General features: G+C 59.7%; 13 protein-coding genes. 6 read left to right on the top strand and 7 right to left on the bottom strand.

Features of this window, described 5'->3' with window-relative positions; genetic code table 11:
- Nucleotides 1-82 precede the first annotated feature (82 nt).
- The 6 genes from I7X13_RS19490 to I7X13_RS19465 all read right to left on the bottom strand — a co-directional run bounded on the left by I7X13_RS19490 (nt 83) and on the right by I7X13_RS19465 (nt 6459).
- Entirely contained in the window at nt 83-1378 is a 1296-nt protein-coding gene (locus tag I7X13_RS19490; RefSeq protein ID WP_198076758.1) for an erythromycin esterase family protein, read from the bottom strand.
- 112 nt (nt 1379-1490) lie between these two features.
- Nucleotides 1491-1682 carry a hypothetical protein gene (locus I7X13_RS19485; RefSeq protein ID WP_198069633.1) on the bottom strand — a complete coding sequence of 64 codons (192 nt, stop codon included), beginning with the start codon at nt 1680-1682 and terminating at the stop codon, nt 1491-1493.
- A gap of 59 nt (nt 1683-1741) precedes the next feature.
- Complete coding sequence (locus tag I7X13_RS19480; RefSeq protein ID WP_198069634.1) at nt 1742-2125, bottom strand: Rid family detoxifying hydrolase; 384 nt, start codon at nt 2123-2125, stop codon at nt 1742-1744.
- Between the two features lie 135 nt (nt 2126-2260).
- Nucleotides 2261-4096, bottom strand: a complete 1836-nt coding sequence (gene glmS, locus I7X13_RS19475; RefSeq protein ID WP_198069635.1) for a glutamine--fructose-6-phosphate transaminase (isomerizing) — start codon at nt 4094-4096, stop codon at nt 2261-2263.
- Between the two features lie 70 nt (nt 4097-4166).
- Nucleotides 4167-5663, bottom strand: a complete 1497-nt coding sequence (locus I7X13_RS19470) for a DUF4270 family protein (protein WP_198076757.1) — start codon at nt 5661-5663, stop codon at nt 4167-4169.
- Nucleotides 5647-6459 carry a glycogen/starch synthase gene (locus tag I7X13_RS19465; RefSeq protein WP_198069637.1) on the bottom strand — a complete coding sequence of 271 codons (813 nt, stop codon included), beginning with the start codon at nt 6457-6459 and terminating at the stop codon, nt 5647-5649. The genes I7X13_RS19470 and I7X13_RS19465 overlap by 17 nt, the downstream gene beginning before the upstream one ends.
- Before the next feature lie 119 nt (nt 6460-6578).
- Between I7X13_RS19465 and panC the strand changes: the two genes are divergently transcribed.
- The 5 genes from panC to I7X13_RS19440 all read left to right on the top strand — a co-directional run bounded on the left by panC (nt 6579) and on the right by I7X13_RS19440 (nt 10379).
- Nucleotides 6579-7427 (top strand): pantoate--beta-alanine ligase, encoded by an 849-nt coding sequence (gene panC, locus I7X13_RS19460; protein ID WP_198076756.1) that lies wholly within the window; start codon nt 6579-6581, stop codon nt 7425-7427.
- Nucleotides 7428-7498: 71 nt separating this feature from the next.
- Entirely contained in the window at nt 7499-7846 is a 348-nt protein-coding gene (gene panD, locus I7X13_RS19455) for an aspartate 1-decarboxylase (protein WP_198069639.1), read from the top strand.
- Between the two features lie 100 nt (nt 7847-7946).
- On the top strand, nt 7947-8993 hold the full coding sequence (locus I7X13_RS19450) for a lysylphosphatidylglycerol synthase transmembrane domain-containing protein (protein ID WP_198076755.1): 1047 nt from the start codon (nt 7947-7949) through the stop codon (nt 8991-8993).
- A gap of 84 nt (nt 8994-9077) precedes the next feature.
- Entirely contained in the window at nt 9078-9557 is a 480-nt protein-coding gene (rfaE2, locus tag I7X13_RS19445; protein ID WP_198069641.1) for a D-glycero-beta-D-manno-heptose 1-phosphate adenylyltransferase, read from the top strand.
- A 144-nt stretch (nt 9558-9701) separates the two neighbouring features.
- The gene (locus I7X13_RS19440; protein ID WP_198076754.1) at nt 9702-10379 is read left to right on the top strand and encodes a zinc metallopeptidase; all 678 of its coding nucleotides are present in this window, start codon (nt 9702-9704) and stop codon (nt 10377-10379) included.
- 151 nt (nt 10380-10530) lie between these two features.
- Here I7X13_RS19440 and ettA read toward each other — a convergent pair whose 3' ends face one another.
- The gene (gene ettA, locus I7X13_RS19435; protein WP_198069643.1) at nt 10531-12195 is read right to left on the bottom strand and encodes an energy-dependent translational throttle protein EttA; all 1665 of its coding nucleotides are present in this window, start codon (nt 12193-12195) and stop codon (nt 10531-10533) included.
- 282 nt (nt 12196-12477) lie between these two features.
- Between ettA and I7X13_RS19430 the strand changes: the two genes are divergently transcribed.
- On the top strand, nt 12478-13797 hold the full coding sequence (locus I7X13_RS19430) for a DUF349 domain-containing protein (RefSeq protein ID WP_198076753.1): 1320 nt from the start codon (nt 12478-12480) through the stop codon (nt 13795-13797).
- The last annotated feature ends 6 nt before the right edge of the window (nt 13798-13803 follow it).

Genomic DNA, 13803 nt, shown 5'->3' with positions numbered 1-13803 from the left:
GAGTTCGGAACGCGCCGCAAAGGTAAGACGGTAAGCCGGTCGGCACGAAGCTCGACATTCAGCGCCCACGAGGCTTCGCTGCTTACTCGCCCCAGGGGTAGAGGTCGGGTGGCCCATTTTCTTCGGCGTGAATTGCCAACGGATGCAAGGGCTTGGTGTGGTCCAGGAACGCAAACGCGTCGTAGCGGTCGGGTATCAATGAGGGCACGTAGTTACCGAATTGCTCAAGCTGCGGCCGGTACACCACCCCGATGGCCCTGTGCCCAACGGCCCGCTCCAGCCGCGCATCACCCCTGATTTCTGAAGAAAACAGCAGCGCATTATCGCCGCCCAGCTGCGCGTGCAGCATGGCCTCCCAGGAATCACGCGGGGCGGTGGGTACGGGCATCTTCTCCAGCGGTGCGCCCCATTCCCTGCCTGCCACCACGCCGCCCTGGTAGGAGCCAAAGCCCACGCTGAACACCTGCGCACGCCCCAGCTGCTCCCGCGCCAGCTGGCCGATATTCACCATGTCTTCGCGCCGCATGTCGGTGTAGCGGGCATCGCCCACGTGCGTGTTGTGCGCCCAGATGATGGCCTTGCTATCCGGCCCGTGCAGGGCTAGCAGGCGGTTGAGGGTTTCCATCATGTGCTCGTCGCGCACGTTCCAGGAGGCGCCGCCGCCGCGCAGCATGGCCTTGTAGTAGCGTTCGGCGTTTACAGCCACCAAAGCATTTTGCTCGGCGGCGAAGGCTTGCTCGCGCTCCGGCAGGCTGGCGTAGGCGCGGGTGCCGGCCTCACGGCGCAGGGCACGGAGCACGGCCGTCACTTCATCCTGGCAGTCTTCGGCGACGAAGGCCACGGCACGGGCATACTCCTGCGGGTCGTGGCCGTAGGGCTCAAAGCAGCGAAAAGCCTGTCGGGCGGCGGTTATGGCACCGTCGCCCTGCTGCTCGGCGTACTGGAGCACGGCTTGGAGTGATTCCCAGAGGCTGTACACGTCGAGGCCGTAGAAGCCCACGCGGCTCTCGGCGGGCCGGCGCTGGTTCTGGCCGTGCAGCCATTCCACCAAAGCCGCGATTTCCCAATTGCCCCACATCCAGGTGGGCCAGCGGCTGAAGGTGGTCAGTAGGCGGGCCGCCGTGCCATAGGTCACCGCGTCCTGCTTAATGGCCGCGTTCACCTCAAAGCAATCGGGCCAGTCGCCCTCCACGGCAATGAAGTCGAAACCTTTCTCTGCAATCAGTCGCTGGCTCAGGGCCGTGCGCCAGGTGTAGTATTCGTGGGTGCCGTGCGAGGCTTCGCCCAGTAGCACCACGCGGGCCTCGCCAATAGCAGCCAGCAAAGGGGCCAGGTCGGCTGCCGTGCGAAGCGGATGGGTAGGGAAGGGCGTTGCCATAGTTGGCAGGGGTAGGCGCGGGCAGCGTTGTCCGGCCAGGGCGCCCTATCTACGTGTTTGATTAATTGTTAGTTAACGACGAGCTTGTTGGTCGCGCCCTTCAATTCTAATCCTATCCCCGGTCCTTAAATCCCAGCCAGAGCACTAGCCCCAGCAGCGTGATACCGCCCCGAATACCCCATGCCACGGCACTGCCCCACTGGTCAATCCAGGTCAGAAAAACGTAATGGATATTGGGGTTGATAAACGGCAGCGCCAGCGAAATAAGCCCAATAATGAGCAGGCCGAGTCCAAGTTCTTTCATGCAATGTGGGCGTTAGACGGAAAAATATTTCTCAGCCTAACGCCCACATTAGCCGGATATTATGCGCCTACAGCAATGCAGGAAATTTCCACTTCCACGTCGCGGGGCAGGCGGCTTACCTCCACCGTTTCCCGAGCCGGGGCCGTGGCATCGTCAAAGTACGAACCATACACCTGGTTGATGGTGGCGAAGTTGCCGAGGTCTTTCACGAAGATGCTGCACTTCACTACATCAGTCAGGGCGAGGCCGGCGGCGGCCAGCACAGCGGTCAGGTTCTTGAGTACCTGGTGAGTCTGGGCGGCCACGTCGCCGGCTACCAGTTGCCCACCCGCATCAAGCGGAATCTGGCCCGAAACGTACACGGTATTGCCCGCTTTCACGGCTTGCGAGTAGGGGCCAATGGGGGCTGGGGCTTGGTCGGTGAGGATAATTTGATGGGACATGTTGGCGGATTGTTGGTGTTGTGAGTTGGTGGATTTAGGGCCGCAAATAAAGCGAAAAGCCGCCCCTGTTTCCAGAAGCGGCTTCCCGGAGGTAGGTTTTGGAAACCCGCCAATTCAGCATCCACTAATCCATCGTTACTCCACCGTCACCGACTTCGCTAGGTTGCGGGGCTGGTCAACGTTGCAACCGCGCAGTACGGCAATGTGGTAGGAGAGGAGCTGTAACGGCACCACCGATACCAGCGGCATCAGCACTTCCGAGGTATGGGGTACCTCAATTACGTACTCGGCCATTGCCGGAATTACGGTGTCGCCCTCGCTCACAATGGCGATGATGCGGCCCTTGCGGGCTTTCACTTCCTGAATATTGCTTACCACCTTCTCGTACGAGCTGTCGCGGGTGGCAATCACCACCATCGGCATGTTCTCGTCAATCAGGGCAATGGGACCGTGCTTCATCTCGGCAGCAGGGTAGCCTTCGGCATGGATGTAGCTGATTTCCTTAAGTTTCAAAGCGCCTTCCAAAGCAACCGGGAAGTTGTAGCCCCGGCCCAGGTACAGGAAGTTGGTGGCATCCTTAAACTCCTCGGCAATTTCCAGAATCTGGGCATCCAGCTCCAGGGCCTTGGTCACTTTGGCCGGAATCGTCTCCAATTCCACCATCAACTCGCGCAGCTTGGTATCGGTGATGGTGCCGCGCTTCTGTCCCATAATCATGGCCAGTAGCGTGAGCACGGTCACTTGGGCCGTGAAGGCTTTGGTCGACGCCACCCCGATTTCGGGGCCGGCGTGGGTGTAGGCGCCCGCATCCGTGGCGCGGGCAATGCTGCTGCCCACCACGTTGCAAATGCCAAAGATGGTAGCGCCCTTGCTCTTGGCCAGCTCTATGGCTGCCAGCGTATCGGCCGTCTCGCCGCTCTGCGAAATGGCAATTACGATGTCGCGCTCGGTGATAATCGGGTTGCGGTAACGGAATTCCGAGGCGTACTCTACTTCCACCGGAATGCGGGCCAGGTCCTCAATCAGGTATTCGGCCACCAGGCCGGCGTGCCAGCTGGTGCCGCAGGCCACGATGATGATGCGCTGGGCATTGATAAATTTCTGCTCATAGGCCCGGATGCCACCCATGTTCAGGTGGCTGGCTTCTATCTCCAAACGGCCGCGCATGGAGTCGAGGATGGAGCGGGGCTGCTCGAAAATCTCCTTCAGCATGAAGTGCGGGTAGCCGCCTTTCTCGATGGAGTCCAGCTCCATCTCCAGCTTCTGGATGTAGGGCGTCTGGCTCACGTCCTCGCGGCTGCGGATTTCCAGTTGGCCGTCGCGGATAACCGCAATTTCGTAGTCGTTCACATACACCACCTCGTTGGTGTACTCGATGATGGGCGTAGCGTCGGAGGCGATGAAAAACTCGCCTTCGCCAATGCCAATCACCATCGGCGAGCCTTTGCGGGCGGCGATGAGCTGATTGGGCGCGTCCTTGCTGAGCACTACGATGGCATAGGCACCCACTACTTCGTGCAGGGCGAGGCGTACGGCTTCTTCCAGCGAGCAGTGGTTCTGCTTCTGGATTTCCTCAATCAGGTTCACGAAAACTTCCGTGTCCGTATCGGAATGAAATACGTGGCCCTGCTGCTGCAAGTGCGTTTTCAGGGCCGCGTAGTTTTCAATAATGCCGTTGTGGATGATGGCAATGCGCTCCGACGTGGAGTAGTGCGGGTGAGCATTCTCGTCGTTGGGCTCGCCGTGGGTGGCCCAGCGGGTATGGCCCATGCCCACGTTGGCGTGCGTGTTCTTCTCGGCGATAAATGCTTCGAGGTCACTTACTTTGCCTTTCTTTTTATAAACGGTCAGGTCGCCGTTGAGCAGCGCCACGCCCGCCGAGTCGTACCCGCGGTATTCGAGCCGATGCAGGCCTTTGAGGATGATGGGGCAGGCCTCACGATGGCCCAAATAAGCAACAATGCCGCACATGGCAAATGGGTTTAAGTTCTTGAAAACAGAGGTTGATTGAAGCGCCCGATGGCGGCGCTTCCGCCCGGCGCTAGCGCTGGGAGTAATATATCCGCAAAGTTATTTTCGCGGCATCAATAGCGGCCCGGTCTAGGCTCAGGGGGTTCAGGCTTAGGTTGCCGTAGGAGCGGAGGCTGGGAGCCAGCACCAGGGCGTCGGGGGTACTATCAAGTTTGTTGGTCAGGTAGGCCTGCATGTAGGTCGTAACGGGGATGCTGTAGTACGGTTGGGATGAGGTTCCGTCAAACAGCACGCTATACGCCGGATTGCCGGCCCCTATCTGGAGCGTACCATCGGCCTGCACTACCCGGTCAACGGACGTATAGTTCACTATCCGTTGCAACACTTCGTTCGCCGTGTTCACTTCTAGGGCATAAAGCCGGGCCGGATTCGTGAATAGCGCATTGGAAAAAGGCTTCACCGGCACCCGCAACTCCGCGCGGTTTATGGTTAGTCCCGGTTTGGCAGCCAGTGCCGTCAGGCCCGTGAACGTAATGCGCGTGCCCAGGCCGGTGCCTTCCTGTGCGTAGCTGGTATTGTTCAGGTCGCCGGAGGCCACGAAGCCGGGACGGGTAGCCAGCGCTTGCAGTGCGGGGGGCAATGCGTTGGTAATCTGCGTATAATATCGTGGGTCGCTGGCGGTAGAGGTCCCACTAGCCAGATAGGACGACACCGGGCCGAAGTAAATTCCGTAAAAGTGCTTGAGTACGTTGTTGGTCGCACCCGTCGAATGGAAATACACGATGATGCGCGGCAGGCCATTTTGGCCAAAGCTCAGGATATTGCCGTTGTGGCCAGCGCTGGGGGTAATGGCAATGCCTTTCAGCAAGGCATCAAACTGGGCCTGCGTGAAGCCAGGCTGCTGCAGCTTTTGGAAAAAGTTGGTGAAAAAAGCCGACGGTACTGCCGGCTGCCCGGCGCTGGCCGTGGTGCGTTGCAATATCAGGCGCACGGTAGGGTCGGGCGCAATGGTTGTCACGGCCGGCACAGCGGGATTGGCCGCAGTGGCCGCCACGGCCGCCGTCACAATTTGCACCTGCGTGCGGTCGAGGCGGCTGGTCAGGTTCAGGCCCAGCGGGGTGCCCACCGGGGTTGTCGTGCTGGCATCATACACCTGCCGGTCGTCGAGCGGGTTAAGCAGCTGGTATACATCGTATTGCACCGGGGTGGTGGCGCCATTCACCTTATCAAAGCCCAGCACCATTACCACCGAATCCATCACGGGAGCAGTGAATTTAGATGGCAGCGAGTCTGCCACAGCGCCATTGAACAAGTTGAAGTAGGCCCGGGCTTCGGTCTGGCCCGCCACGTTGTCGTTGAGGCGGCCGATAAGAAATCGGTCCGTTTTCAGGCTTTGCACGGGCGCCAAGCGCACGGTACCGCTCGTCACGGGCAAATCCAAGTATTGGGTGCTGATGCCCGTGGTATCGGGCAGGTCCACGTTGAGGGCGGTGCCCGTGTCGCAGCCCGTTAGGGCCAGGGCGGCAAACGCGACCAGCGGGGCACAGCGGCTAGTTAGCCAATTCATTGTAGAGCGCTAGGTAAGAAGAGTGCAGGTTTTCGTCGGTAGCCACCTGGCTGAGCTTGTTGTGCAGGGCGTATTCGTGGAACATGCCGTTCATGTTGTCCGAGAAATCCTCGTCGGACCGCACCACGGTGTCGGCATACTCCATGCCCATTTTGATGAAGCCGCTGAAATCAGCGGTTTTCAACGATGCCAGCATGGCATCGTCAATGTCGAGCATCTTGGCCTTCTCGAGGATGTTGCCCTCGAATTTGTCGTTGAACTCGTTGTTGTAAATCGAAAACACCGACTTGGCGTCCTTGAAAACCGGGTCTTTTTTGTAGGTGGTTTTCAGGTACAGCGGAATCAGACCGGTCATCCAGTCGGAGCAGTGCACGATGTTGGGCGACCAGCCCAGCTTCTTCACCGTTTCAAGTACGCCTTTGCAGAAAAAGATGGCGCGCTCGTCATTGTCGGCGTAGAATTTGTCGTTTTTATCGACCAGAGCCGACTTGCGGTGGAAATAATCTTCGTTATCGATAAAATAAACCTGCAACTTTGCCGTCGGAATCGAAGCAACTTTGATAACCAAAGGTTTTTCGTCATCGCCAACCGCGATGTTGATGCCGGACAGGCGCACTACTTCGTGCAAACGGTTCTTGCGCTCGTTGATGATGCCAAAACGTGGCACGAAAATCCGGATTTCGCAGCCCATCTCCTGCATGCTGGCGGGCAGGCGCCGCAGCATTTCAGCCACCTTGGTGGTCTGGAGAAACGGGTCAATTTCGGTGGCCGCGTATAGGATTCGTAGCTTCGACATAAAGGAATTATTGAAGAGAATGGAACAAGGCCATGCTATGGGTGCACAAAATTAAACAATTTTGAGCGGAAATTCAACATAAGCTACTTTGGGGGCCATTCCAATTGCCTTCCTCTCCTATGCAGATACTAACTACCGCCGCCGGGTTGCAAGCCTACACCGAACAGGCCCGCCAAGCGGGCAAAAGGTTGGGCTTGGTGCCCACGATGGGTGCCTTGCACGCGGGCCACATTCAGCTGGTGCAGGCTGCCCGCGCCGAGTGCAACGAGGTAATAGCCACCATCTTCGTTAACCCCACGCAGTTTAACAACGCCGATGACTTCCGGCTCTACCCTAGGGTGCCGGAGGCCGATGCGGCCCTGCTGGAGCCGGCCGGCTGCACGGCTTTATTCGTGCCATCGGTGGAGGAAATGTACCCCCTGCCCGCCGTGTTGCGGTTCGATTTTGGAGCACTGGAACAAGTGATGGAAGGGGCGCACCGGCCCGGTCACTTCAACGGGGTGGCCACGGTGGTAAGCAAATTGTTCCATCTGGCCCGCCCGCACCGGGCGTATTTTGGGCAAAAGGACTGGCAACAGGTGGCGGTGGTGCGCCAGCTGGTGGCCGACTTGTCGTTCGACCTGGAAATTGTGGCTTGCCCCACCATCCGGGAAGCCGACGGGCTGGCCATGTCGTCGCGCAACCGGCGGCTCGACGCGCCGGCGCGGGCCGTGGCACCGCTGCTCTACCAGGTGCTGAGCGCCGCTGCAGTCCAGGTGCGGCAGGGCGTGCGGCCGGCCCAGGTGCAAGCCGAGGCCCTGGCCACGTTGGCCCAGGAACCCGCCATCACCCCTGAGTACGTGGAAATAGCCGATGCGCAAACCCTGCAGCCGCTGGCCGAGTACGTGCCCGGCCGCGCCGTGGTGCTGTGCCTGGCCGCCCACCTGGGCGGTGTGCGGCTTATTGACAACGTGGTGGTGGATGGTTGAGCTACGCCCAGGCGGGGCGGGGGAGGGGTTATCTTTGTGGCCCCAATCAATGCCCTCGGGCCAAGCTAGCTATGCACATTGAAGTAATGAAGTCCAAAATCCACCATGCAACGGTCACGCAGGCCGAATTGCACTACGTGGGCAGTGTGACGATTGACGAAGACCTGCTGGACGCCGCCAATTTCGTCGAAAACGAAAAGGTGACCGTGGTAAATGTGAACAACGGCGAGCGTTTCGAAACTTACACCATTCGCGGGGAGCGGGGCTCGGGCACCATTTGCCTGAACGGCCCGGCGGCGCGCAAAGTGGCGGTGGGTGACGTGGTTATCATCTTTTCCTACGCGCTGGTCGATTTTGCGGAAGCCCGGCAGCACAAGCCCACGGTTATTTTCCCCAACGAGCACAACCGGCTGGCTTAATCCAATGAGTGAATGGGCGAATGAGTGAATGAGCGAGTGACTCCCGCAGCCATTTGCTCATTCACCCATTCGCCCATTCACTCATTCCTTCATTGATTAAATGAAACACCTGCTGACGATTGTTAAATACGTGCTGCTGCTGAGCATCTCGGTGGCGCTGATGTGGTACGCGGTACGCGGGCAGGACCTGTCGCGCATCGGGCACTACATTGCCACGGCCAATTATTTCTGGCTTACGCTCACGCTCACGCTATCAGCGCTGGGCTATTTCAGCCGCGCCTACCGTTGGCAGATGCAGCTCGATGCCTCCCAAACGCCGGCCCCGTACTGGGCTGTGTACCATGCCATGATGGTGGGCTACCTGGCCAACCTGGTGCTGCCGCGCATGGGCGAGGTCATTCGCTGCTCGGTGCTGCGGCGCACGAGCGGGGTGCCCGTACAAGTAGCGCTAGGCACGGTAGTAACCGAGCGCGTGATTGACGTGTTGGTGCTGTTGGGTTTAATAGTAAGCCTGTTGCTGCTGGATTTCAATACCTTCTGGAACTTCGTGACGGTGCAGGTGCTGGGCGGGCGCTATGAGGCGTTGGCCCGCAACCGCACGCCGCTGCTCATCGCGGCCGTCATTGCGGGCGTGCTGCTGCTGGCAGCAGGCTACGCGCTGTTTCGCAACCTAGAACGCCTGCGGCAGAATGCGTTTTTTAACAAGGGCGTGCTGTTTGTGAAGGGGCTGCTGGCGGGTGTGTTCAGCGTGTTAAAACTGGAGAAAAAGGGCGTGTTTCTAATGCACACCCTGTTTACCTGGGCCGTGTATTACCTTATGGATTACCTGGCCTTCTTCTGCTTTCCCGAAACTTATAACCTCGATATGAAGGCCGGACTGGCCGTGCTCACCTTCGGCGCCTTTGGCATGGCCGCGCCGGTGGCGGGCGGCATCGGACCGTTTCACGTGATGGTGCAAGGCATTTTGCTGGTGTACGGCGTGAGCAAAGAGGCCGGCATTGCCTACGCGCTGGTGGTGCACGGAGCCCAAACGCTGCTGGTGGTGCTCATGGGCGGCATCAGCTTCGTGGCCGTGGCCGCCGCCGATAAAGGCAGCGTCCTCACCGAGGCCGAAGCCCTAGCTGAGGAACCGCTCACCAGTGAGTAAGATGGTAAATGAGTAAGTGAGTGGATTTTTTATCTCTCTTACTGTTCGCTCATTTACTCACTTACTCATTTTCCATCTTACCGCATGTGGACTAAAGATAAAATTCTGACCCGCGAGCAGTTGCCGGCCACCCTGGCCGACTGGCGCGCGCAAGGCCGCAAGGTGGTGTTCACCAACGGCTGCTTCGATTTGCTGCACCTTGGCCACGTCGACTACCTGGAGCAGGCCCGGCACCTAGGCGATGCGCTGGTGGTGGGCCTGAATACCGATGCCTCGGTGCGCTGCCTCAAGCCCGGCCGGCCCATTCAGGACGAGGAGGCGCGGGCCCGCATTCTGGCCGCGTTGGCATTTGTGGATGCCGTGGTGCTCTTCGGCGAGCCCACGCCCCTGGCTCTAATCGAACTGGTGCAGCCCGACGTATTGGTGAAGGGAGATGACTACGCCGTGGAGCGCATTGTGGGCCACGAGCTGGTGCTGGCCCGGGGCGGGCAGGTGCTCACGGTGCCGCTGGTGGCGGGCTATAGCACCTCGCGCATCGTGGAGCACATCATCGCCACGCAATAGTCATTTTGGCAGGGCCGAAATACTGCATCTTTTTTGCAGAGCAAGTGTTTTGATAGCAGTGCCGGGAGCGGCCGAAGTGTTGGCCATCTGGTTCGGGCTTTGGTTTCCGGTTGCGATTAAATCCCTTCAATTCACTTCCTCCTCATGTCATCTTCCTATTGGCTCATCATCGTGCTAATGGCCGCAAGCTGGGCCATTCAATGGCGGCTGCGCAGCAAGTTCAAACAGTACGCCCAGGTCGGCCTGAGCTCGGGCCTGAGTGGGGCCGAAATCGCTACCAGGATGCTGGCCGACCATGGCATCTACGATGTTCGCATCATCAGCACCGAGGGCCAGCTTACTGACCACTATAATCCCACCGACAAAACCGTGAACCTGAGCGAAGGCGTTTATGCCGAGCGCAGTGCGGCCGCTGCGGCCATTGCGGCCCACGAGTGCGGCCACGCCGTGCAGCACGCCACAGCGTATTCTATGCTGCAATTCCGGTCGGCCATGGTGCCGACCCTGACGGCGGTGTCGAAGTGGATGCCCATTATTTTGCTGGCGGGCGTGTTCATGATTAACCGGAGTGTGATTCCGTTGGGTGTGGGCATCGGCCTGTTTGCCCTCACCACGCTGTTTTCGTTCATCACCCTGCCGGTTGAGTTCGATGCCTCGCGCCGCGCCCTGGCCTGGATGGATAAGCGTGGCGTAGTGACCGTGCAAGAGCACGCCATGGCTAAGGATGCGCTGTGGTGGGCCGCTATGACCTACGTGGTGGCAGCCCTTGCCTCGCTAGCCACGCTGCTTCATTACGTGAGCATTTTTATGCGCCGCCGGTAAATTACCGACAGGATTTCATTAAAAAGAGCCGCCCTTCTGCTTGCAGAGGGACGGCTCTTTTTGTGGCTGACCGACAGGCCTGAACGAATTAAAACCAGAATCCGATTTGCTGAAATATTCTGGCAATTCTGGTTTGCGCTGATGAACCGGTTTATCCCAGCTTCTTGTACCGCACGCGCTTCGGCTCTACGTCGCCCAGGCGCTTGCGCTTGGCTTCTTCGTAATCGGAGAAGTTACCCTCGAACCACACCACTTCCGAATCGCCCTCAAAGGCCAGAATGTGCGTGGCCAGCCGGTCCAGGAACCACCGGTCGTGGCTGATGATAACAGCGCAGCCGGCGAAGTTCTCCAGTGCGTCTTCCAGCGCCCGGATGGCGTTCACGTCCAGGTCGTTGGTCGGCTCATCGAGCAGCAGCAGGTTCGCGCCCTGTTTCAAGGTCATGGCCAGGTGCACGCGGTTTTTCTCACCGCCCGAAAGCATGGCCACCTTCTTCTCTTGGTCGCCGCCGCCGAAGTTAAACTTGCTCACATAAGCGCGCGAGTTCACTGGGCGGCCGGCCAGCAGCATGGTCTCGGTGCCGCCCGTGATGGCGTCGAATACGCTCTTGCTGGGGTCCAGCGTGTCGTGCTGTTGGTCGATGTAGGCCGTTTGCACCGTGGGGCCTACTTCGAAGGTGCCGGCATCGGGCTCCAACTGGTGCGTGATGAGGCGAAACAGCGTCGTTTTGCCGGCGCCGTTCGGCCCGATGATACCCACAATGCCGCCCTGCGGCAATGAGAAGCTCAGGTTCTCAAACAGCAGCTTGTCGCCAAACGCTTTCGTGATGCCCTCGGCCTCAATCACCTGCGCGCCCAGGCGCGGGCCGTCGGGGATGAACAGCTCCAGCTTCTGCTCCTTGTCCTTGGCTTCCTCGCTGGCCAGCTTGTCGTAGTTGGCCAAGCGGGCCTTGCCCTTGCTCTGGCGGGCTTTGGGCGACATGCGCACCCATTCCAGCTCACGCTGCAAGGTTTTGGCGCGCTTGCTTTCCTGGTTTTCCTCCTGAGCCAGGCGGGCGGTTTTCTGCTCCAGCCACGAGGAGTAATTGCCCTTCCACGGAATGCCCGAACCACGGTCCAGTTCCAGAATCCAGCCCGCCACATTGTCAAGGAAGTACCGGTCGTGGGTCACGGCGATGACCGTGCCTTTGTATTGCTGCAAGTGCTGCTCCAGCCAGTACACGCTTTCGGCGTCGAGGTGGTTGGTGGGCTCGTCCAGCAGCAGCACGTCGGGCTCTTGCAGCAGCAGGCGGCACAGGGCCACGCGGCGCTTCTCGCCCCCCGAAAGGTTGCCGATGATGGCTTCTTCGGGTGGGGTGCGCAACGCGTCCATGGCACGTTCCAGCTTGCTGTCGAGGTTCCAGGCATCGAGCTGGTCCAGCCGCTCCTGCACCTTGCCCTGCCGGTCGAGCAGCTTGTCAAAATCGGCATCCTCTGCCCCGAAGGCTTCGTTGATTTCGTCGTATTCCTTCAGCAGGGCCACGGTTTCGGCCGCGCCTTCCTCCACCACCTCGCGCACGGTTTTGGTGGGGTCGAGCTGGGGCTCCTGCTCCAGGTAGCCCACCGAGTAGCCCGGCGAAAACACGACCTCGCCCTGGAATTGCTTATCAACGCCGGCAATGATTTTCAGCAGACTCGACTTGCCCGAGCCGTTGAGGCCGAGCACGCCGATTTTGGCCCCGTAGAAAAACGAGAGGTAGATGTTTTTAAGAACTTGCTTCTGCGGCGGGTAAATCTTACTCACGCCGGCCATGCTAAAGATGATGGTCTGGTCGCTCATGGGGTGGGGGTGGGGCTAATGAAAGAAATGCAACCGCAAAGAACGACAGCCGCCGCTTGCAACCCACACCCCAGCCCCGGGTTCTGTCAACAGATTGGTCCGGTCCCGGCCGCCGACCGGGCCGGCTCAGCCGCTGTTCAACGAAAGCTACATCTTTTCATCACGTTTTTCCCGTAAACTTGTACTCCCTTCCCGGGTCGTGTTTCAACCGCCGCCCGTACGTCCTTTTTTGTCCCTCCTGCCCAAGCCCCCACCTTCCTACCCACGAGCTTACTATCTGTTATGGAACCAACCGACCACCTGCTGGCCGAAGCCAAGCGCTACGGCTACGTGGAAGCCGATGGCGTGTGGCTGCGCCCGGTGCTGGGCCAGCCCGCCCGCCAGATTGGCTTAGTCAAAGATTCGGACGATGCCGCCCTGCGGTACTTCAGCCAACGCTTTGAAGCCCTGCGTGCCAAAGTTGATTCGCTGCTGGAAAAAATGGAGGCCAGCGAAAACAAAGGCTCCTTCCTGATGAAGGCCCTGCACCTCAAAGAACAGCTCCTGACCCATGACGGCCTCGGCGATTTCGCTGCCTTGCACCGCCGCCTCACCGAGGCCGAGGATGCCATTGCCGTGACCGTGGCCCGCAACCGCGAAAAAAACCTGGCCACCAAAATCAGCTTCATTCACGAAGCCGAAGCGCTGAGCGAAAGCGTAGAGTGGGTGTCGGCGAGCGAGAAGGTGAAAGACCTACGCCAGGGTTGGCTCAAAACCGGCCCCGTTGACAAAGCCATGACCGACGAGCTCGAGCACCGCTTCCAGTCGGCCATTCAGGTGTTTTTCGACCGCCGCAAGGCCTTTCAGTCCGATAAAAAGGCCATGACCAACCGGGTGCAAACCCGCTACCGTGACCTCATTCAGCAGGCCGAAGCCCTCAAAAACTCCGACCAGTTCGAAACCACTTCCCGCCAGCTCAAAGCCCTGCAGCAAGCCTGGCGCGAAGTCAACGGCAATCTGCCCAAAAAGCAGGCCTCTGAACTCTGGACGCGCTTCCGCGCCGCCAACAACCACTTTTTTGAGCGCCTCAAGGCGCACATTGCCGCGCAGCAGTCGGCCGGAGCGCCCGGGGCGCCTGCCACCCCCGAGGTGCTGCTGGCCCGCAAACGCTCCCTAGCCGAGCGCGCCGAAGCCCTGATGGCTATTCCGCCCCAGGAAGCCATCCACCAGGCCAAGTCGCTGCAAGCCGAATGGAAGCAGGTGGGCACCGTGCGCGGCGAAGAGTCGGACCGCATCTGGCAGCGTTTCATGGTGGCCTGCGACAAGATTTTTGAGCTCAGCGCCCTTGAGTACCACCTGCGCAAGCGCGCCGATGGGGCACCCATGCCCACGGCCCCGGCCGAGCGCGCCCGTTTCCGGGCCAGCACGCTGCGCGAGCTGCTCAAGGACGACCACGAAGAGCTCAACACGCTGCGGGCCAACCTCGACAACCTCAGTCCCAGTGCGGCCAACGATGCTTTCCGGCAGATGCTACAAACCAAGGTGCGGTCGTTCGAACGCAAGATTCGCACAAAAAACGACCTGATTGTTCTGTTCAGCCAACAGGCACAAGCCGCGGGCTAACCCTGG

Origin of the sequence: Hymenobacter negativus, from assembly GCF_016056375.1 — a bacterium.
In the GTDB taxonomy this organism is placed as follows: domain Bacteria; phylum Bacteroidota; class Bacteroidia; order Cytophagales; family Hymenobacteraceae; genus Hymenobacter; species Hymenobacter negativus_A.
This window is presented reverse-complemented; position numbering and strand designations above follow the sequence as displayed.

Bases quoted from the DNA above. Each gene is read 5' to 3' on its own strand.
- glmS (WP_198069635.1), bottom strand. From the start codon at position 4,096: ATGTGCGGCATTGTTGCTTATTTGGGCCATCGTGAGGCCTGCCCCATC.
- I7X13_RS19480 (WP_198069634.1), bottom strand. From the start codon at position 2,125: ATGTCCCATCAAATTATCCTCACCGACCAAGCCCCAGCCCCCATTGGC.
- I7X13_RS19485 (WP_198069633.1), bottom strand. From the start codon at position 1,682: ATGAAAGAACTTGGACTCGGCCTGCTCATTATTGGGCTTATTTCGCTG.
- I7X13_RS19430 (WP_198076753.1), top strand. From the start codon at position 12,478: ATGGAACCAACCGACCACCTGCTGGCCGAAGCCAAGCGCTACGGCTAC.
- I7X13_RS19450 (WP_198076755.1), top strand. From the start codon at position 7,947: ATGAAACACCTGCTGACGATTGTTAAATACGTGCTGCTGCTGAGCATC.
- I7X13_RS19490 (WP_198076758.1), bottom strand. From the start codon at position 1,378: ATGGCAACGCCCTTCCCTACCCATCCGCTTCGCACGGCAGCCGACCTG.
- ettA (WP_198069643.1), bottom strand. From the start codon at position 12,195: ATGAGCGACCAGACCATCATCTTTAGCATGGCCGGCGTGAGTAAGATT.
- I7X13_RS19465 (WP_198069637.1), bottom strand. From the start codon at position 6,459: ATGTCGAAGCTACGAATCCTATACGCGGCCACCGAAATTGACCCGTTT.
- I7X13_RS19440 (WP_198076754.1), top strand. From the start codon at position 9,702: ATGTCATCTTCCTATTGGCTCATCATCGTGCTAATGGCCGCAAGCTGG.
- rfaE2 (WP_198069641.1), top strand. From the start codon at position 9,078: ATGTGGACTAAAGATAAAATTCTGACCCGCGAGCAGTTGCCGGCCACC.
- I7X13_RS19470 (WP_198076757.1), bottom strand. From the start codon at position 5,663: ATGAATTGGCTAACTAGCCGCTGTGCCCCGCTGGTCGCGTTTGCCGCC.
- panD (WP_198069639.1), top strand. From the start codon at position 7,499: ATGCACATTGAAGTAATGAAGTCCAAAATCCACCATGCAACGGTCACG.
- panC (WP_198076756.1), top strand. From the start codon at position 6,579: ATGCAGATACTAACTACCGCCGCCGGGTTGCAAGCCTACACCGAACAG.